We start from the raw sequence: 19,397 nt of genomic DNA, 5'->3' as shown, positions 1-19,397 counted from the left end.
AGCCCCGCCCGCGGGCGCCGCATCAGCCGGACCTTTCGGTCCGACCCGATGAGACGACAAGACCGCATCTCCGGCCTTCCGTCTCACCGCTGCTCCGTCCTCGGCACGTCTCCGGTGACGCCCCTTGAAGAGCAGGACAGGGCGCATAATAGGCATATCGGCCTAGTAGGTCAATAGTCCGTTGAAAAGAATTTGTGCTGCATTGCGGCCGGACGGGGAGACAATAGCGTGAGGTGGTCGCACCGCAGACGCGCTTCACCTCTCCCATGGGGAGAGGGAGCCCGCTGTGCCCTTGGCCGGCGCCTCGGTTCAAACGAGTTCAGACCCCCAGATACCGGTGCTGCACGTCCGGTACAGCGGCGAGCGCTGCGGAGGCGCCCTCCCACACGACACGGCCGCGCTCGATGAGCACATGCCGATCGGCGACGCGCATCAGCGCGCCGACGTTCTTGTCGATGACCAGGATCGACAGCCCCGTCGCCTTCAGCCGGGCCAGGCAATTCCAGATGTCGCGGCGGATGAGCGGCGCCAGGCCCTCGGTCGCCTCGTCGAGGATCAGAAGACGCGGATTGGTCATCAGCGCGCGGCCGATCGCCAGCATCTGCTGCTCGCCGCCGGAGAGCTGATTGCCCATACTGGCCGCGCGCTCGGAGAGCCGCGGAAAGAGCTCGTAAACGCTGTCGAGAGTCCATGCGCCGTTGCCGGCGGCGGTGGCGACAAGGTTCTCGCGCACGGTCAGGTTCGGAAAGATCTGCCGCCCTTCCGGCACCAGGCCGATGCCGGCTTGCGCGACACGATAGGCGGGCCAGCCGCGGATCTCCTGTCCGGCGAAACGCACGCGGCCGGCGCGCGCCGGCGTCAGCCCCATGATCGAGCGGACGGTCGTGGTCTTGCCCATGCCGTTGCGGCCCATCAGCGTGACCATCTCGCCCTCACCGATCGCGAGCGAAATGCCGAACAGCACCTGGCTCAGGCCGTAACAGGTCTCGAGCCCGTCAATGGCGAGGATCGGCTCAGACATGGTCGTCCTCGCCGAGATAGGCTTCGCGCACCTGATTGTTGGCGCGGATGACGTCGGGCGCGCCGGTGGCGATGACGCGGCCGTAGACGAGGACGCTGATACGGTCGGCGAGCGCGAACACTGCCTCCATGTCGTGCTCGACCAGCAGGATGGTGTAGCGCTGCTTGAGGCGGCGCAGCATCGCGACCATGCGCGCCGATTCGTCGGGACCGAGCCCGGCCATCGGCTCGTCGAGCAGCAGCATGCGCGGCTGTCCCGCCAGCGCCATCGCCAGTTCGAGCAGACGATGCTCGCCGTGGCTCAAGAGCGAGGCGCGTGCATCGGCGCGATGAGCGAGGCCGACCTCGTCAAGCGCCGCGCGCGCCTGTTGGCGCAACCCCGTCTCCAAACGGGCATTGCGCCAAAAACGGAAAGAATGTCCGGCGTGCGCCTGCACGGCGAGCGCCACATTGTCGAGCACCGAGTGGTCGAGGAACAAAGAGGTGATCTGGAACGAGCGCGCCAGTCCGAGATGGCTGCGCCGCCACGCCGGCGTGCGCGTGATGTCGACACCGGCGAAATGAATGCGGCCGGAGTCTGCCATCAACTGACCGCTGAGCTGTGCGATCAGAGTGGTCTTGCCGGCGCCGTTCGGACCGATGACGGCGTGCAGCTCGCCTTCGGGCACGTCGAGGGCGACGTCGTCGGTGGCGACGATGCCGCCGAAACGCTTGGCGAGACCCGCGACCCGGAGCAGCGCGTCAGCCATGGCCGCGCTTCCTCTGCCCATGCGCACGATCGGACAGCGCACGCAGCAGGCCATCGATGCCGCCGCGGGCGAACAGGACGACCACCAGCAAAAGCGGACCGAGCACGATCTGCCAGAATTCGCCGGCCTTGGCCGCGCCGGCGGGATTGAACGGGTGCACGATGGTGCTGATCGCCGCCGGCAGGAACTGCTCCAGGAACAACAGCGCCAGCGCGCCGAACACCGGTCCGAACAGAGTGCCCATGCCGCCGAGCACGACCATGACGATGAGATCGCCCGAGCGCGTCCAGAACATCATCGACGGGCTGACGAACTCGGTGTGGTTGGCGATGAGCGCGCCGGCCAGCCCGCACATGGTCCCGGCGATCACAAAGCCGGCAAGCTGGTAGCGGAAAGTCGGAAAGCCGATCGCCCGCATGCGGGCTTCGTTGGAACGCACGCCCTGCAGCACCATGCCGAAGCGCGAATTGGTCAGCCGCCAGACCAGCAGAATGCTGCCGAACAGCAGCACCAGGCAGACGTAATAGAACGTCGTCTTGTTGGACAGATCGATGAGCCCGGCGAAGGTGCTGCGCGTGTCGAGCGACAGGCCGTCGTCGCCGCCGTAGCGCGCCGTGCCGGAGGCGAGATAATAGGCCATCTGCGCGAAGGCGAGCGTGATCATGATGAAGTAGACGCCGCGCGTGCGCAGCGACAGCGCGCCGACGATCAGCGCGAACAACGCCGAAGCGGCGAGCGCGGCCGGCCACTGCACGAAGGCGCTCGGCACGCCCTCGAAGGCGAGGATGGCGACGGTGTAGCCGCCGATGCCGAGATAGGCGGCGTGGCCGAAGCTCATCATGCCGCCGTAGCCGAGGATGAGGTTGAGGCTGACCGCCGCGATCGCCAGGATGACGATGCGCGAGAACAGGGTCAGCATGAAGCGGTCGCCGGTCAGCTGCACGTAGAGCGGCAGCAGCGCCAGCGCAAGCAACAGCGCGGCGATCACCCCGTTGCGCAGCGTGAACGCGCCGCTCATCGCGAGCCCGCCGGGAACAGCCCTTGCGGCTTCACCACGAGAACCGCGGCCATCAGGATGTAGATCAGCATCGAGGACAGAGCCGGCGCGGCGGTGAAGGCCGCCTGCCGGCCGACGAGGTCGACCAGCAGGTTCGGCAGGAACGAGCGACCGAGCGTGTCGATGAAGCCGACGAGCAGCGCCGCGATGAAGGCGCCGCGGATCGAGCCGATGCCGCCGATGACGGTGATGACGAAGGCGAGGATGAGGATGTTCTCGCCCATGCCGATCTGCACGGTGAGGATCGGCGCCTGCATCAGCCCGGCGAGGCCGGCCAGCGCCGCGCCGAGCCCGAACACCAGCGTATAGAGCAGCTTGATGTTGACGCCGAGCGCACCGACCATCTCGCGGTTACTGGCGCCGGCGCGGATAAGCATGCCGATGCGGGTGCGCATGACCAGCACATAGAGGAACGCGGCGACCGCGAGCGTCACCGCGATGATCGCCAGCCGGTAAACCGGATACTGGATGCCCGGCAGGATCTCGAACGAGCCATTGAGGAAGGCAGGCACCGGCAGGCTCTTGCCGCCCGGCCCCCAGATCAGGCGCACCAGCTCATCGAAGAAGAGGATGAGGCCGAACGTGCCGAGCACGTGATCGAGATGATCGCGACCGTAGAGCCGCCGGATCGCGATCACCTCGACGACCATGCCGACGAGCAACGTCGCGGCGACGGCGAGCACGGCGCCGAACACGAAGCTGCCGGTCCAGCTCGCGAAGGTCGCCGCGAAATAGGCGCCGATCATATAAAGCGAGCCGTGCGCCAGGTTGACGAAGTCCATGATGCCGAAGACGAGCGTCAGCCCGGCCGCGAGAAGAAACAGCAGCAGGCCGAGCTGCAGGCCGTTGAGGCATTGCTCGATGAAGAGCGTCATCGTTCCCCCTGGCGCGGGCGCCGCGCGAGCCCTGCGCACAAGCAAATGGCGGCAGCGCGTGCTGCCGCCATCCGCAACACGTCAGGCCGTTACTTCATATGGCATTGCGCAGCGTGCGGGTTCGGCACGTTCTTGTCGGCCAGAGCCAAGGTCTTCTGGGTGTAGGTGTCGCCGACCTTCACCACTTCCTGCATGTAGAAGTTCTGCGTCGGATAGTGATTGGGGCCGAACTTGAAGTCGCCGCGCACCGACTTGAAGTCGGCCTTCTCCAGCGCCTTCTGCACCGCCGCCTTGTCGGACAGGTTGCCCTTCACCGCGTTGACCGCCGAGCCGATCAGCATGGCGGCGTCATAGCTTTGCGCGCCGTAGAACGACGGCTCGCTGCCGTATTTCTTCTTGAAGTCGCCGACGAACTTCTTGTTGGCGTCGTTGGTGAAGTCGGCCGTCCATTCCAGCGCGCTGATGACGCCGACGGCGGCATCCTTCTGGCGCGGCAGGCTGAGCGAGTCGATCGAGAAGGTGGTGTAGAGCGGCACCGAACCTTTCAGCCCCGCCTGCGCATACTGGTTGAGGAACTGCACGCCGGCGGCGCCGGGATAGAACATGTAGACGGCCTCGGGCTTCGCCGCCTTGGCCTTGGCGAGCTCGGCGGAGAAATCGAGCTGCGACGGCCACGTCGTATAGTCCTCGCCAAGCACCTTGCCCTTGTAGGCCGACTTGAAGCCGGCGAGGTTCTCCTTGCCGGCCGCATAGTTCGGGCCGATCAGATAGACCGACTTCACGCCCTTGGAATTCATGTAGTCCGCGACCGCGATCGGGTTCTGATCGTTGGTCCAGGCGGTCGAGAAGATGTAGGGCGAGCAGTTGGCACCGGCGAGCCGCGTCTCGCCGGCATTGGAGATGATCAGGAACGTCTTGGCGTCGACGACGGGCTTGTAGGACGCATAGGCCACGTTCGACCAGATGAAGCCGGCGACGAAATCGACCTTGTCGGATTCGATCAGTTTCTCGGTCTTCTGCCGGCCGACCTCCGGCTTGAAGCCGTCGTCCTCGTAGATGACCTGAACCGGCAGGCCGCCCATCTTGCGGCCCATGTGATCGAGCGCGAGCTCGAAGGAATTGCGCATGTCGTTGCCGATCGCGGCCACCGGGCCGCTGAACGTCGACACGAAACCGATCTTGACGGTCTTCTGCTGGGCCGCGGCGGGTCCGGCCGCTAGCACCAGCGCGGCGCCGGCCGCGAGCAATACTTTACGCATGTTGTCCTCCCCCGGGCCACGACAGGGCCCCATGTTTTTCCGGCACCAGTCTACCGGCCTGCGGGAAAAGGTCTACCGCCGAACCCATTGGCCGGCCGAACTATATTTCCGCGCCCGAGGCCATGACGCCGCCGCGCGGGCCCATGCGCCGTGCGGCATTGACCGGCCTGCCGCCGCGGCGGCACTGTGCCGCGCCCGCGAAGCAGCAAGGATCGGCCCATTGAGCAAGGCGCTGGAGAAAACCTACGACGGCATCGTCATCGGCGCCGGTCATCACGGCCTCATCCTCGGCACCTATCTGGCGCGCGCCGGCCTCAAGATCCTGCTGGTCGAGCGGCGGCTGACCTATGGCGGCGGCCTGTGTACGCGCGAGGTGACGCTGCCGGGCTTCTACCACAACCTGCATTCGATCAATCACTTCCACATCAGCGAGACGCCGTGGTTCAAGGACCTCGGGCTCGACGAGCGCGTCACCTACATCACGCCGCGCTACGAACTCGGGCAGGCGCACGCCGACGGCACCGCGCTGGTGCTCGGACGCGACCTCGAGGAGTCGGTCGCCAATATCGCGCGTTTCTCGCCGAAGGACGCGCAGACCTTCCGCGACTGGAACCGCAAGGCGGAGACGATCACGCGCGAGATCTTCCTGCCCGAGCGCTATGCCGAGCCGCTGCCGCAGGCGGAGCGCGAGGCGCTGCTGAAGCGCACCGCGCTCGGCCGCGAATTCCTCGACGTGGCAAGCCGCCAGCCGCTCGATGTCGTGCGCGAATTGTTCGAGAATGAGCACGTGCGCCTGCTGTTCCTGTTCAAGGTGTCGCTGTTCGGCACCTGGCTGGTCGACACCTTGTCGAAGACCTCGCCGATGGGCTCGGTGATCCGCGCCTTCGACCTCGAGAGCGGCTACCAGCTCTGCCAGGGCGGCTCGTTCAATCTGGCGCGCGGCCTGATGGAAGCCTTCATCGCCGCCGGGGGCACTTACCAGCCGCAGGTCGATATCGACCGCATCGTCGTCGAGAACGGCAAGGCGACCGGCATCGCGCTCGCCGACGGCCGCACGGTGCGGGCGCGGCAGTTCGTCGCCTCGACGCTCGACGTGCACCAGACCTTCGAGACCCTGATCGGCCGCGAGCAACTGCCAGCCGCGTTCCTCAAGAAGCTCGACGCCTTCCAGTACACGGCGTGGAGCCTGTTCGGCCTGCATCTGGCGCTCAACGAAAGCCCGCGCTTCGCCGCCGAAAGCTTCGATCCGAACATCAACCGCACGCTGAAATGGTCGATCGGCGCCGAGACCATGGACGATCTCTACGCCGCGCATGCCGACGTACAGGCCGGACGCGTGCCGAAGATCGTGCAGTTCGGCTCCGGCCCCCTGAGCCTGCTCGATCCGACGCAGGCGCCGCCGGGCAAGCACACCACCTATTGCTGGCACGTGATGCCGCTCGATCCCGACATCGGCGGGCAGAGCTACGAGGCCTTCAAGGAAGAGTTCGCCGACAGGATCGTCGAGGTATTCGCCCGCTACTGTCCGAACATGACGGCGAAGAACATCCTCGGGCGTTACATCTACACCGGCCGCGAATACGTGCAGGAGATGATCAACATGCGCGGCGGCGACATCTTCATGGGCGCGTTCAACGCCGAGCAGGTAATGTACAACCATTTCGGCTATCGCTCGCCGATCCCGAACCTGTACAACGCCGGCTCCTCGGGCCATCCCGGCGGCGCGATTTCCGGCGGCGCCGGCTACATCACCGCCGGCATCATCGCCAGGGAGCTCGGCCTCACGCCGTGGTGGACGCCGTGGGACGCGCGCACGGCGCTGGAGGAACACGCGAGGAAGAACTAACAGACGTCATTCCGGGACGGCGCGAGGCGAGGCGCTCAAAGGATGCCACGACTGAAGACCCTTCCCCTCCCCCCACGAGCGGAGCGAGTGGTGGGGAGGGGTCAGGGGTGGGGGGCCCTTGATATGGATCGCAAACGCTGTCAGTTCCCCCCACCCCGGTTCTCAATCGTTATGCGATTGAGAACCGACCCTCCCCACCGCTACGCGCGGGGAGGGTAAAAAAGCGAGCCCCGCATGACCGATCTGCAGAACATCGTCTTTCCCTCGCTCAAGGACCGCGTCGTCATCGTGACCGGCGCCGGACAGGGCATCGGCCGCGCATTCGCGAAAGCGTTTGCGAAAGCCGGCGCGCGCGCCGTCATCGCCGAACTGAATGAGGCCAAGGCCGCGACGGTGTCCGAGGAGATCATGAAGGCCGGCGGCCAGGCGCTGGCGGTGACCACCGACGTCGCCGACGAGGCCTCGATCAGGGAGATGATCGAGGTGGTCGAGGACGAATACGGCCGCATCGACGTGCTCATCAACAATGCCGGCATCTTCTCGACGCTCGAGATGCGGCCGTTCGACCAGATCCCGCTCGAGGAATGGGAGCGCGTGCTGCGCGTCAACCTGACCGGCCCGTTCCTCTGCGCGCGCGCCGTGCTGCCGGCGATGCGGCGGGCGAAATGGGGCCGCATCATCAACATCGCCTCCGGCGCGGTGCGCCTCGGCCGGCCGAACTACCTGCACTACATCGCCACCAAAGGCGCGCTGATGAGCATGAGCCTGTCGATGGCGCGCGAGCTCGGTCCCGACGGCATCACCGTCAACGCCATCCTGCCGGGCGCCACCTTCACCGAGATCGAGCGCAAGACCGTGACGCCGCAGCAGAAGGAGCGCATCGTCGCCATGCAATGCATCCCGCGGCCGGAAGTGCCGGAAGACCTGGTCGGCGCGGCGTTGTTCCTCGCCTCCGACGCGGCGGGCTTCGTCACCGGCCAGAGCATCAACCTCGACGGCGGAGTCACCGGATCATGAGCATTACCGTCGCCATCGTCGCCGCCGGCGCCATGGGCAGCGGCGTTGCCCAGCGCCTCACCGAGAACGGCGTCACCGTGCTCACCTCGCTCGCCGGGCGGAGCGAGGCGAGCGTGAAACGCGCCAAGGCCGCCGGCATGCGCGCGGTCGACGACGCGCAGCTCATGGAAGCCGGTCTGTTCCTGTCGATCGTGCCGCCGGGCGATGCGCGGCGGCTCGCCGAACGGTTCAGGCCGCTGCTCGCGGCCGCGAGCCGCAAGCCGGTCTTCGTCGATTGCAACGCCGTCAGTCCGCCGACCATGCGCGGCAATGCCGAGGTCATCGCGGCCAGCGGCGCGTCCTTCGTCGCTGCCGGCATCATCGGCCCGCCGCCCAAGCCCGGTTCGACCAACACCAAGCTCTACGTCTCCGGCCCGGCCGCGCACGAGGTCATGCGGCTCAACGAGCATGGTCTCATCGTGCGCATCGTCGAGGGCCCGCTGACGGCCGCGTCGGCGCTGAAGATGTCCTATGCCGGAATTACCAAGGGCTTCACCGCGCTGGCCGCCGGCATGATGCTGGCCGCGACGCGCGACGGCTCCGCCGAGGCGCTCAAGGCGGAGCTCGCCGAGAGTCAGCCGGCGATGACGCAATGGCTCGGCCGGCAAATTCCCGCGATGTACAGCAAGGCCTATCGCTGGGTGGCGGAGCTCGACGAGATCGGCGGCTTCGTCGGCGAGGAATTTCCCGAGCACGCGATGCTCACGGCCGCGGCGCGCTTCTACCAGCGCATCGCCGAGGACTATGACGGCAAGAAGGACGAGGTCGACATCCTCGACGCCTTCGTCAAGCCAAAAGGCTAGACGCGCAGGAAGAGCTTACGCCGGTAGAGGAAGCGGGCGAGCGCGATGACGAGGCCGAGCGCGGTGAGGTTGACGATCAGCGCCCCGACACCGTGTACGAACACCTCGTCGAGCAATTCGCCGAAGTCGCCGCCGGCGATGCGGCGCGCCGGCTCGTCGAAGCCCATCAGCGCGTTGAGGACGTAGAGCAGGATGGCGTTGGCGCCGATCCAGACGAAGGCCGGCGTCCAGCTTTTGTAGCCCCAGACGTCGATCACCTGATGGAAGGCGCCGAGCAGGATCAGGCTCATGCCGCCGGTCGCCAGCACGAAGGACGAGGTCCAGATCGGCTTGATCAGCGGCATTTCCAGCGACCACAGATAACCGGCCGCCGTCATGACGAGGCCGCCGCCGATCAGCCACAGCGATTTGGCCGAGGACGTGAGCTGTCTGACCTGCAGCAGCAGCCCCGCCAGCACGCCGATCAGGCAGGTGGCGATCGCCGGCAGCGTGCTGAGCAGTCCTTCCGGATCGCGCGTCTTGTCCCACATGCGCCCGGGCAGGAATTGCGTGTCGATCCAGTTGGCAAGGTTGGCGTTCGGCGCATACGAGCCGGCGCCGACGCCGGGTACCGGCACGAAGGTCATCAGCGCCCAGTAGCCGGCGATCAGTGCGATCGTGACGGCGAGCAGTCCGCGCCAATCGAGATTGAGGAACAGGATCGACGCGGCGAGATAGCAGAAGGCGATGCGCTGCAGTACGCCAACGTAACGGATGTGGTCGAACGTCCCGCTCAGGCCGCCGTAATAGATGAGGCCCAGCACATAGAGGATGAGCGCGCGGCGGATGACGCGCCAGTGCGCCTTTGCCAGACCTTCGCGTTCGGCAAGCATCGGCAGCGCCAGCGTGATCGCGACGCCGGTGATGACGATGAACAGCGGGAAGATCAGATCGTAGAAGCGCAAGCCCACCCAATACGGATGCGTCAGTTGATCGCGCAGGAACTGGCCGACCGGCGCAAGCAGCCCCCCGTGCGCGCGCATGATGTCGGCGAGCGCGATCACCGCGCCGTCGGCGCCGAGAATCCAGATGAAATTGAAGCCGCGCAGGGCGTCCAGCGACACCAGACGCTGCGGCGACAAACTGGTTTGGATATCGATATGGCGCATCGGCGGCCGCGCGCTCCACGGCCACTCTCCGCCTCAAGGCCGCTTCTTAATGTTAGAGGCGGCCTGCCGCCCGGCCTTGACGCAAATCAACGTCGCCGCACGGCGCCCGTTCACTCAGCGATGCGCCGCCGCCACCTGCGACAACGGCGGCGCGCAGCTTCCACCCGCTTCCTGCACGCGGAAATAATTACGGCCGACATAGGCGCCGTCATAGTGCCGCCAGGAGGTGCCGTGGTCGAACGCCTGCACGCCGGCGAGCGTCACCGCGAACACCGAACTCTCCATGTCACGCTGCTGCGCGTTCAGGTTCTCCGGCAGCTTGGCGCTGGCGTAATCGACATAGGAGACGCGGCGCACGCAGGACAGGTTTTTGACCGCGTCGAGCGCGGCGCGCGCGACCATCAAATGATCGGCGTGGTCGTCCGGATTGATGGCGGCATCGGTCTCGGCGATGTTGATCTGCACCAGCGGCGCCCGCCCGCGCTCGGCGTCGACAATGGCGCGCACCGTGCGCACGAGATCGTCCCAGCCGCGATAGACGGCGGTGCCGTCGACCGCGACCATCGTCCTGACGGCGCCGTCGTGCAGCCGCTTCAGCGACTGGAAGCCGGTGTCGGGGAAGCCCTCGCCCTTGATGTTGCCGTCCGGCACGCGCAGGAAGTAGCTCACCGTATTGCGATAGGCGATACGGAAGATGCGATGGTTGTTGAGCACGACGTGCGAGACGACGGGCTTCGCCGGCTCGTGGTCGGTGTCGGCCATGAAGCGGATGGCGTCTTCGGCGCCATTCTCGCGCGCGAGGTAATAGGGCCGCTTGCGGCCGCCGTCGCCGGTGCCGAGCCCGGCATCGCCGGCGGTGACATGCACGAACACGGTCTTGGCGGCGCCCTCGAGCACGTCCTGGAAGGCCGACGGATTCATGAACAACTGCCAGTCGTCTTCGTGCGCGGCGAAATAGAAGGAGACCTTGTCCGCCTTCTCCGCCGCGACGGCCTGGCCGCCGGCGAACGCCGCCAACACGAGAAATGCCAGAAGATATCGGCGATAGGCCGCCATGTTCGCCCCCGGTCACGGCAATATTCGATGGCTGCGATATGATAACAGAAATAGGCAAAGGCAAGGCGGCTCAGCCGCGCTTGCGCGCCGCCAGCACCTGCTCGGCCGCAGCCAGCCCGGTGAGATAGGCGCCGTGCGCGGTGGAGAAATCGAGTTTCGAGCAGGCCTCGCCGGCAAAGAACAACCGCCCGTCGACCGGCGCCGCCAGCGTTTGGCGGCAATCCACACGGCCCGGCAGCGCAAATGAGTAGGAGCCGCGCGCAAACGGATCGGACGCCCACAGGTGCATGTCGAGCAGCGACAGCCGCTTTTTGAAATCGCTGCCGAACACATCGGCGAGCTGCCCGGTGGCAAAATCGACGAAAGCCTGCACGCCGCCCTTTTCCAGCTCAGCGGCGCAGCCGTTGCCGAAATAGCCTTCGATGTGCGGCCGGCTCTGCGGCCTGATCGTATACGAGGCGGTGTCCTTGGTATCGAGGCGGCCGAAAACGCGCGTGTCGCGACCGAACTCCTCCGCGTTCTCCAGCCTCAAATAGAGTTTGTCGGCAAGGCCGAGCGGCAGGCCGGCGGCAGCTTCGGTTTTCTGCGGCAGCACCGGCAAGAACAGGTCGTCGCGCGCGGCGAGAATGTCGGTCGGCAAGGTGACGATGACGCGCGCGGCATCGATGGTGCCGCGGTTCGTCGCGATACGCAGCCGCGTGCCGCTATGGTCGATGCGCTCGACGACCGTCTCGCGCGCGACATCGAGGCCATCGGCGACGGCGGCGACCACCGTGCCGTAGCCTTCGGCGACGCGCCAGTTCACGTCGGTGCCGGCATAGTTCTCAAAATCGCGCGCCGAGACACGCACGGCGTCGCCGCCGCTGATGTAGCTGACCACCGCGCCGATGAGACCGTTCCAGCGATTGCCGGGCTCGAAGGCGGCCGCGCACGAGACGTCCACGTCGCGCTCGGCGAGCTCGCTCAGGCGCTCGAAATACGCGGCCATCGCCTGCTGGTAATCGCGCTGGTCGGCGAGCGGGAAATTGCGCTCGAGCGCGGGACGGCCCCAGGCCGGCGTCGAGCGGTCGATGCGACGTCCTTGCTGTTCCGCGATATGGACGAATGGATTGGTTTCGGCCGAGTGCAGCCAGCCGCAGCCGAGATCGACGCCGTGGCCGTCGTGATGAACCGTGTAGGCGCGGCCGCCGAGGCGATTGCGCGCCTCGATCAGCAGGCACGAGACGCCGGCGTCAGTCAGCCGCCGCGCCGCGGCGATACCGGCGGCGCCACCGCCGATCACGGCGACTTCGGTGTCTGACGGCATACGGCGTGGGACCCCGGCACGACGGAAGGACGTTCGGCCAGTTCATATAGGCTCCGGCGCGGTGGTCCGCACCGGGGCGCAAGGCCCGAAGCCTGCCGCCAGCCGCAACGAGCGGATCAGTGATCCGAGCCGAGCATCGGCGAGAACAGCAGCACGCAGATCCAGATCGCGGCGATCGAGCCGAAAGCAAAGAGCAGGACGCTCATGTCACCCCTCCTTCAAACGTTCTCCCGAAGCGTTCTTGTTTTGAGGTGAGTCTAGCGCGCTTTGCAGCAAAGGGAACAGGATACCGACGGCCCCGGGATTATTATTGCAGTGCAACCAAAGCATCGGCTAGCGCACGGGCCGGAGGTCCAGGCTCGCTTCAGTGGGACGCGGCCCGCACCGCGAGCGTCATCATCTGCAACCGAGACATATCCGATCAATATTTGAAGGCTTGGCGATTTTCGTTGCGCGCAAGACGCGCAGACGCATTGCAACGGCGGCAGGTTCCGATAGATTTTCGCTCGAACTCATAAAAACGAACAACGCTCACAGGGGGAAATAATGGCTGACCAACCGGTCGTCCCGGTATCGCGCCTGCTCGACGAGCGCGGCCTCGGCTCGTTCCAGATCGTCCTGCTCATCTGGTCGTTTTTTCTGGTGCTGATCGACGGCTACGACATCGCCGCGATCGCCTTCGCGGCGCCGCACCTCATCAGGGAGTGGCACATCTCGCCGAAGGCGCTCGGCCCGGTGTTCAGCGCCAGCCTGGTCGGCATCCTGTTCGGCTCGGCGCTGTTCGGATGGATCGGCGACCGCTACGGCCGCAAGGCGTCGCTGATCGCCGCCAACCTCGTGTTCGGCATTTTCACCGTCGGCGCCGCCTATGCGACGAACCTCGACCAGATGTTCTGGCTGCGCCTGCTTGCGGGCCTCGGCATCGGCGGCGTCATCCCGAACGTCGTCGCCATCAACGCCGAGTCGGCGCCGCGGCGGCTGCGCGCGACGCTCGCCATCATCGCCGTCGGCTTCGTGCCGCTCGGAGGCGCCATTCCGGGCTTCGTCACCGCCGCGCTGGTGCCGGCGCATGGCTGGCAGATCATCTTCCTGATCGGCGGCATCGTGCCGATCGTCATTGCCATCGCCGCGATCTTCGGCCTGCCCGAGTCGATCAAGTTCATGGCGCTGCACGAGAGCCAGCGCGACAAGATGGTCGCGGCCATCCGCTCGATCAACCCCGGCACCACCGTGCCGGCGAATGCGCGCTTCGTCATCGAAGACGAGCAGCAGGTGCAAGGCTTCAATCCGAAGTACCTGTTCGGTCAGGGCCTGCAGCTGATCACGCCGCTGCTGTGGCTGCTGTTCGCGCTCAACCTGATGGGCTACTTCTTCCTCATCAGCTGGACGCCGACCTTGATGACGGCGGCGAAGCTGCCGCCGACGACCGTCGCGCTCTCCGGCGCGAGCCTGCAGATCGGCGGCACGGTCGGCGCGCTGGTGTTGTGCTGGTGGCTGCAGAAGCACCGCTTCCTCGCCGTCGCCATCATGTTCGTCTTGGCGGTGCCGATCGTCGGCGCCATCGGCTATGCCGGCCTGACGTCGCAGACGGCGCTGCTGGTCACGATCTTCTTCGCCGGCTTCTTCGTGCTCGGCATCCAGTCGGCGATCAACGTGATCGGCGCGCTGGTCTATCCGACCTCGCTGCGCGCCAACGGCTCGGGCTGGGAACTCGGCATCGGCCGCATCGGCTCGATCGTCGGTCCCTTGGTCGGTGCTCTGTTCGTCGGCATGTCGGTGGAGCGGCTCTATATGTGGTCGGCGCTGCCTTTCGTCGCCGGCGCGATCGTATGCTTCGTGATCTGGCGGCTGAACGAGCAGCGGCTCGCCATGCATCCCGAATTGCGCGACGCGCAATAGCGCCGCGTCGCGACGATAAAAAAAGGCCCGCGCCGCCAGCCGGCGCGGGCCTTCGTTTTCGCGCCGGGCCTCAGAACGGCTCGTAGCCGCGCAACGCAGGCATCACCTTTTCGCCGAACAGCCGGATCGAGCGCATCACGTCCTCCGCCGGCAGGTCGGAGAAGTTGAACTCACCGAGGAAGACGTTGAACAGGCCGGTCTCCGCCGTGCGCCTGAGCTTCTCGGCCACCGTCTGCGGCGAGCCGATATAGACGAGCTCATTCTTCAACAGGTAGTCGGGGTCGAACAGGTTGGCCATGATCTCCGAGGCGCCCGGCTCGCCGCGGCCGATGAACTTTTTGGCATGCGTGCGCACGCGGTCCTCGAAGGTCTCGCCCGGCTGCGGCGGCGGCAGGAAGCCTTCATAGGCGCGCGCCGCGCGCTGTGCCGCGACCTCGAGCGCCTTGTCGTCGCTCTCGTCGACATAGATCAGCGTGCAGTAGGCGATGTTCGGTTTGCGCGCGTGGCCGGCCTTGCGCCAGGCGTCGAGGAAGACGCGATAGCGCGGCGCCGCATCGGCGCGCGGATAGACGAGGAAGTAGCCGGGATTGATGCCCTTCTCGGCGCAGAACTCGAGCGTGCGCGGATCGCGGCTCATCATCCACAACGGCGGATGCGGCCGCTGCGCCGGCAGCACCGAGAGCTGCGCGCTGTCGGTATTGAAGTTCTCGCCGTGCCACGAGAACGGCTGCGTCTCGCCATAGGCCGCGCGCAGATAATCGACGAATTCCAAAGTCGGCGTCTTGCGCAAGTCGTAGTCGAGGCCGAACGGCCGGAAGTAATCGGCGTTGATGCCCGGCACCAGGCCGCATTCCATGCGGCCGCCGAGCATCTGGTCGACGATGGCGATCTCTTCGGCGAGCCGCAGCGGATGATAGAGCGGCACGATGTAACCCATCGGCCCGATGCGCAGGCGCTTGGTGCGCGCGCCGGCGCCGACCGCGTAGAGCGATGGCGAGGAAATCCAGCTCTCGTCCGGGCGAAAATGATGCTCGACGCAGAAGCTGTAGTCGAAGCCGAGTTCGTCGCAGAGCGTGAGTTCGCCCCACAGCTCCTCGTAGCGCTGATGCGGTGTCATGCCGGGCTTCGCCCAGATGTGCGAGAAGTGCGCGAATTGCATTGCGGAGGTCCTTGAACGCTCAGCGGTCCGCGGTGACCGGAAGGATGAGCTGCGAGAGATGGCGCGCGTCGTGGTGGATCGTGTCGGCGCCGATCTTGTCGGGCCGGTAATAGTGGCTCCACAACGCTTCCGTCGCCGGCGAATCGCCGTTGACGATCTCGAGCCGGATACGATGCCCGGCCTTGAAGCGATAGGCCTGCGGCTCGAGGCTGATCTCGAACCTGTAGACCTCGCCCGGCGTCAGCGGCTGCGGGTCGCGATGGGTATGGTACGGCACCATCTCGGTGCTGCGCGCCGGGTCGAGCGCGCGATGCGAGGCGCGCAGCCAGCCGCGCGTCACCACCTCGAAGGCCGGATTGAGCAGTTTGCCGCGCTCCTCAGCGCTCTGCGGAAACTGGTCGCACAGCTTGATGAAGAAATCCGTGTCGCGCGCGGTCGACGAGGCATAGAGCACGAGCTTGATCGGCCCGGCGATCTCCAGGTCGTGCTCGAGCGGCGTGGTGGTGAAGGTGAGCACGCGCCGCGCCGGATCGAAGGCCGGCGGCCCGCTCGGCCCGAAACCGACCACGCCGGCGACCCAGCCGGGCACGGGATAATTGTAGGTGGTCGCCTCCTGCCCCTGCGGCGGCGCGAGCGTGAGCCCGCCGTCGTTGAGCGAGGTGACGCTCTCCGACTGCTCGGCCGTCAGGTGCCACGCGGTGTAACGCACGCCCTTCGGCGGCCACGTCTCCGACTGCCGCATCGCGCCGGCGCCGCGCACGGCGTATTCGACGTTCGGCCGCTTCACATAGTCGGTCTCTTTGCCCTTCAGATAATGATCGTAGAACGGCAGCAACACCTTCTGATGAAAATCGATGCTGCTGAACTCGGCCGCCGCCGCCCAGGCGTTCGGCGCCGCCGACAGGCGCAATTTCTTCTCGCCTTTCACCTTGGCGAAGGCGTCGATGTTGCCGCGCGTGTGCAGTTGATGCTTCGACCAGACGCCGCTGGAATAGACCGGCACGGTGACGCGATCGAGCAGTTCCAGCGCGTTGCGCTCGCGCCAGAACTCGTCATAGGTCGGATGCGCCGCGACCATGGCGGCGAGATCGGTCTCCTGCTCGCGGCCCGGCCCTTCCGCCGGGAAGCGGTTGATGAAGCGGTTCTGGTACCACCAGTAGCCGGGGAAGAAATCGCAGGGGATGCCGCCGTGATAGCAGCCGGCGCGGTAGGCGTCGGCGAGCCCGTCATGCGCGCCGATGCAGGCGAGCGAGGGCGGCGCCTGCGCCGCCATGAACCATTGCAGCATGCAGAAATAGGACTGACCGATGCCGCCGACCTTGCCGGTGCACCAGCCCTGCGCGCCGATCCATTCGATGACGTCGTAGAGGTCTTCCTGGTCCTTGCGGCCGAGGAAGACGAAGTCGCCGCCGGAGCGGCCGGAGCCGCGCACGTCCATCTGCACGAAGGCGTAGCCCTGCGCGACGTAGAACTCGATCGGGCCGGTCTCGCGCCAGAGGAATTGCGGGCTTGCCGGCAGGATGTTGTTGTCGAAGCGGTAGGGCGACGCGCCGAACAATGCGGGCGAGCGCCCGTTGTCGGGCCGGTAGACGCGGACGCCGATGTGAGTGCCGTCGCGCGCTGCAACGGTCACAACCTCGTCGATCATCGTTCCTCCGCTCTTCTATCGTTGGCCCGCGCGGCGGGCATCTCATCTTCGACAGTTCGCCCGCGAAGGCAAGAGAGCATCAAAGCGGCGCAACGATGCGGCGATAGAGATGCCAGGTGGTGTGGCCGAGCACCGGCAGCGTCACCACGAAGCCGAGGAAAAGCGGCATCGCCGAGACGACGAGCAGGATGACGATCACCGCCGCCCAGCCGATCATCGGCGCCGGGCTGGTCACCGTCGCGCGCACGCTGGTGATCATCGCGGTGATGAAATCCACCTCGCGCTCGAGCAGGAGCGGGAACGACACCACCGTCAGCGAGAACAGGATCAGCGACAGCACCGCGCCGTCGAGGTTGCCGATGGCGAGGAACAGGAGACCCTCATTGGTGGTCAGCACGACGTTGAGGACGCCTCGCGCCCCCGCGGGAATATTCGCGTCATCCTGCGGCCAGCTCAAACGCGCGCCTTGACGGATGTCAAACCTTGCTGCCGCCCCAGCGCGCGAGGACGCGCCGCCCGCTCCACAGCCACAGCGACAGCGCGACGAGGAGTGCCAGCCCGATCGACGCGGGGATCAAGCGCGTCGTGATCAGCAGCAGCCCGGCGACCCCGAACAGTGCCCGCATGAGCGGCTGCAGCGGCACGAACAGGTAACCTTCCGTGGCAGCGACCAGTGCGATCACGGCCAGCGTGGCGCTGGCCAGATCGAGCGCAATCGTCTGGGGGCTGCCGATCAGCAGCAGACCGGGATGGTAGATGAAAACAAATGGGATGATGAAGGCGACAATCGCCAGGCGGCAACACAGCAGACCGATCGCCATCGGGTTGGCGCGCGCGATGCTCCCCGCCGCAAAAGCCGCCACCGCGACCGGCGGCGTGATCGCCGACATCGAGGCAAAATAGACGATGAAGAGATGCGCCGGCAGCATCGGCACGTCGAGCGCCAGCAGCGCCGGCGCCGCCAGCACCGCGGCGAGCGCATAGACCGCCGGCGTCGGCATGCCCATGCCCAATACGATCACTACCACCGTGGCGATGATCAGGGTCAGCACCTCGTTGCCCTTGGCGAGCACGAACATCGCCGAGGAGATCTTGCCGGTGAGATCGGTCATCGCCAAAGTGCCGACCACCAGCCCGGCGACGGCGCAGGCGACGCCGATGCCGGTCATGCGGCGCAGCGCGTCGTCGAACGCGGAGAGGATGGCGGTGCCGGTCTTGCCGGGGCTGCGCGTGCGCCAGAGCGTGATCGGTACCAACGCGGCGAGCGCCAGCGCCGCCGAGAACACCGCACGATCGTAAGCGAGCACGAACCAGATCAGGATCGCAATCGGCACGAAATAGTACCAGTCGCGGCGCAGCACGCTGAGGAAGCGCGGCGTGTCCGCCGTCGCCGACGGTTTCAGCCCGGTGATATGCGCGTGGCCGTGCACGGCGAGGAAGATCGAAAGATAATACAGGAGCGCCGGCGCCACGGCGGCGATGGCGATGGTGCCGTAGGGAATGCCGGTGAAATCCGACATCAGGAACGCGGCGGTGCCCATCACCGGCGGCAAGAGCGCGCCGCCGGTCGAGGCGGTCGCCTCCACGGCGCCGGCATAGACCGGCGACAGGCCGGTGCGGATCATCATCGGAATCGTGAAGGCGCCGGTCGTCACCACGTCGGCGGTCGGCGAGCCGGAGATCGAGCCGTACAGGCCCGAGGAGACGACCGCCACCTTGGCCGGGCCGCCGACCTGCTTGCCGACGAGGCTGTTGGCGAGGTCGAAGAAGAAGTCACCGCCGCCGCAGCGGTCGAGCAGCGCGCCGAAAGTGACGAAGACGAACACCAGGAACGCCGCCACGTGCAGCGCCGAACCGAACACGCCGTTGGTCGTGAAGACGAGCTGGTCGAGCATCTCCTGCAGCGACAGCGCGCGGTGATAGAACGGGCCCTGGATGTATTGCCCGAACACGCCGTAGGCGAGGAACACCAGCACGACGACGACGAGCGTGAAGCCGATCACGCGCCGCGTCGCTTCCAGGATCAGCACGACGGCGAGAATGCCGGCGATCTGGTCGGCGAGCGAGAGTTCGTCGACCATCGGCAGCCGCGCCTCGTAATAGGGATCGCGGATCATGAAATAGATGGCGACGGCCAGCGAGAGCGCCGCGGCGATCCAGCCGAACCACGAGCCCGTGCGCGGCCGCAGCGGATTGGCATTGAGCGTGAGGAACGACACCGCCAGCACGACGCCGAGGAAGGCGTACATCAGCAGCATGCCGTTGATGTAATAGCCGTACGCGACGGCGATGAAGACCGAGCAGGTCACCGCCGCCAATACGTAGATGAAGGCGGACTCGAAGCCGCCGAGTTCGCGCGGCCGGCCCGGCGCGATGAGTGTGAGGAGGTGGCGCGACATCGTCACTCGCTCGCTTCACCTCTCCCATAGGGAGAGGCCGACGCGCGCAGCGCGTCGGGTGAGGGGCTACAGCATTTGAGAGTCATGACCCCCCTCACCCCAACCCTCTCCCCGGTC

At 66.4% G+C, this 19,397-nt stretch carries 15 protein-coding genes and 1 pseudogene; 4 read left to right on the top strand and 12 right to left on the bottom strand.

Features of this window, described 5'->3' with window-relative positions; translation table 11 throughout:
- Positions 1–319: 319 nt before the first annotated feature.
- From VGV41_RS00840 to VGV41_RS00820, 5 genes are all read right to left on the bottom strand, one after another.
- Positions 320–1,021, bottom strand: a complete 702-nt coding sequence (locus VGV41_RS00840; RefSeq protein ID WP_326861746.1) for an ABC transporter ATP-binding protein — start codon at positions 1,019–1,021, stop codon at positions 320–322.
- Positions 1,014–1,769 carry an ABC transporter ATP-binding protein gene (locus tag VGV41_RS00835; RefSeq protein ID WP_326861745.1) on the bottom strand — a complete coding sequence of 252 codons (756 nt, stop codon included), beginning with the start codon at positions 1,767–1,769 and terminating at the stop codon, positions 1,014–1,016. Before VGV41_RS00835 ends, VGV41_RS00840 begins: the two co-directional genes overlap by 8 nt.
- A complete protein-coding gene (locus VGV41_RS00830) occupies positions 1,762–2,787 on the bottom strand; it encodes a branched-chain amino acid ABC transporter permease (RefSeq protein WP_326861744.1) in 1,026 nt (341 codons plus the stop codon). The genes VGV41_RS00835 and VGV41_RS00830 overlap by 8 nt, the downstream gene beginning before the upstream one ends.
- Positions 2,784–3,701, bottom strand: a complete 918-nt coding sequence (locus VGV41_RS00825; RefSeq protein WP_326861743.1) for a branched-chain amino acid ABC transporter permease — start codon at positions 3,699–3,701, stop codon at positions 2,784–2,786. The genes VGV41_RS00830 and VGV41_RS00825 overlap by 4 nt, the downstream gene beginning before the upstream one ends.
- Positions 3,702–3,790: 89 nt before the next feature.
- Positions 3,791–4,960 carry an ABC transporter substrate-binding protein gene (locus VGV41_RS00820; RefSeq protein WP_326861742.1) on the bottom strand — a complete coding sequence of 390 codons (1,170 nt, stop codon included), beginning with the start codon at positions 4,958–4,960 and terminating at the stop codon, positions 3,791–3,793.
- A gap of 220 nt (positions 4,961–5,180) precedes the next feature.
- On the opposite strand from VGV41_RS00820, the gene VGV41_RS00815 reads away from it, so the two are divergent.
- The 3 genes from VGV41_RS00815 to VGV41_RS00805 all read left to right on the top strand — a co-directional run bounded on the left by VGV41_RS00815 (position 5,181) and on the right by VGV41_RS00805 (position 8,665).
- Positions 5,181–6,806: an NAD(P)/FAD-dependent oxidoreductase gene (locus tag VGV41_RS00815; RefSeq protein ID WP_326861741.1), complete on the top strand. Its 1,626-nt coding sequence runs from the start codon at positions 5,181–5,183 to the stop codon at positions 6,804–6,806.
- Between the two features lie 234 nt (positions 6,807–7,040).
- Positions 7,041–7,823 (top strand): glucose 1-dehydrogenase, encoded by a 783-nt coding sequence (locus VGV41_RS00810; RefSeq protein ID WP_326861740.1) that lies wholly within the window; start codon positions 7,041–7,043, stop codon positions 7,821–7,823.
- Complete coding sequence (locus VGV41_RS00805) at positions 7,820–8,665, top strand: NAD(P)-dependent oxidoreductase (protein ID WP_326861739.1); 846 nt, start codon at positions 7,820–7,822, stop codon at positions 8,663–8,665. The genes VGV41_RS00810 and VGV41_RS00805 overlap by 4 nt, the downstream gene beginning before the upstream one ends.
- Here the strand turns inward: VGV41_RS00805 and VGV41_RS00800 are convergent.
- The 3 genes from VGV41_RS00800 to VGV41_RS00790 form a co-directional block, all read right to left on the bottom strand.
- The gene (locus tag VGV41_RS00800) at positions 8,662–9,813 is read right to left on the bottom strand and encodes a hypothetical protein (protein ID WP_326861738.1); all 1,152 of its coding nucleotides are present in this window, start codon (positions 9,811–9,813) and stop codon (positions 8,662–8,664) included. The genes VGV41_RS00805 and VGV41_RS00800 overlap by 4 nt on opposite strands.
- 114 nt (positions 9,814–9,927) lie before the next feature.
- The gene (locus VGV41_RS00795) at positions 9,928–10,869 is read right to left on the bottom strand and encodes a hypothetical protein (protein WP_326861737.1); all 942 of its coding nucleotides are present in this window, start codon (positions 10,867–10,869) and stop codon (positions 9,928–9,930) included.
- 70 nt (positions 10,870–10,939) lie between these two features.
- Positions 10,940–12,175: an NAD(P)/FAD-dependent oxidoreductase gene (locus tag VGV41_RS00790; protein WP_326861736.1), complete on the bottom strand. Its 1,236-nt coding sequence runs from the start codon at positions 12,173–12,175 to the stop codon at positions 10,940–10,942.
- Positions 12,176–12,721: 546 nt separating this feature from the next.
- On the opposite strand from VGV41_RS00790, the gene VGV41_RS00785 reads away from it, so the two are divergent.
- Positions 12,722–14,074: an MFS transporter gene (locus VGV41_RS00785; protein WP_326861735.1), complete on the top strand. Its 1,353-nt coding sequence runs from the start codon at positions 12,722–12,724 to the stop codon at positions 14,072–14,074.
- 70 nt (positions 14,075–14,144) lie between these two features.
- On the opposite strand, the gene VGV41_RS00780 is transcribed toward VGV41_RS00785, so the two are convergent.
- The 4 genes and pseudogenes from VGV41_RS00780 to VGV41_RS00765 form a co-directional block, all read right to left on the bottom strand.
- Positions 14,145–15,233, bottom strand: a complete 1,089-nt coding sequence (locus VGV41_RS00780) for an LLM class flavin-dependent oxidoreductase (protein WP_326861734.1) — start codon at positions 15,231–15,233, stop codon at positions 14,145–14,147.
- A 19-nt stretch (positions 15,234–15,252) separates the two neighbouring features.
- Positions 15,253–16,881, bottom strand: a complete 1,629-nt coding sequence (locus tag VGV41_RS00775; protein ID WP_326861733.1) for a CocE/NonD family hydrolase — start codon at positions 16,879–16,881, stop codon at positions 15,253–15,255.
- A 79-nt stretch (positions 16,882–16,960) separates the two neighbouring features.
- Positions 16,961–17,296 (bottom strand): annotated as a pseudogene (locus VGV41_RS00770) (DUF2189 domain-containing protein); the annotation flags it as partial.
- Between the two features lie 61 nt (positions 17,297–17,357).
- On the bottom strand, positions 17,358–19,280 hold the full coding sequence (locus tag VGV41_RS00765) for a TRAP transporter fused permease subunit (RefSeq protein ID WP_326861731.1): 1,923 nt from the start codon (positions 19,278–19,280) through the stop codon (positions 17,358–17,360).
- Between the last annotated feature and the right edge of the window lie 117 nt (positions 19,281–19,397).

Source organism: Pseudolabrys sp. (assembly GCF_035943735.1).
Lineage (GTDB): Bacteria > Pseudomonadota > Alphaproteobacteria > Rhizobiales > Xanthobacteraceae > Pseudolabrys.
The sequence above is the reverse complement of the archived record's forward strand: the minus strand, read 5'-3'. Positions and strand labels throughout refer to the sequence as shown.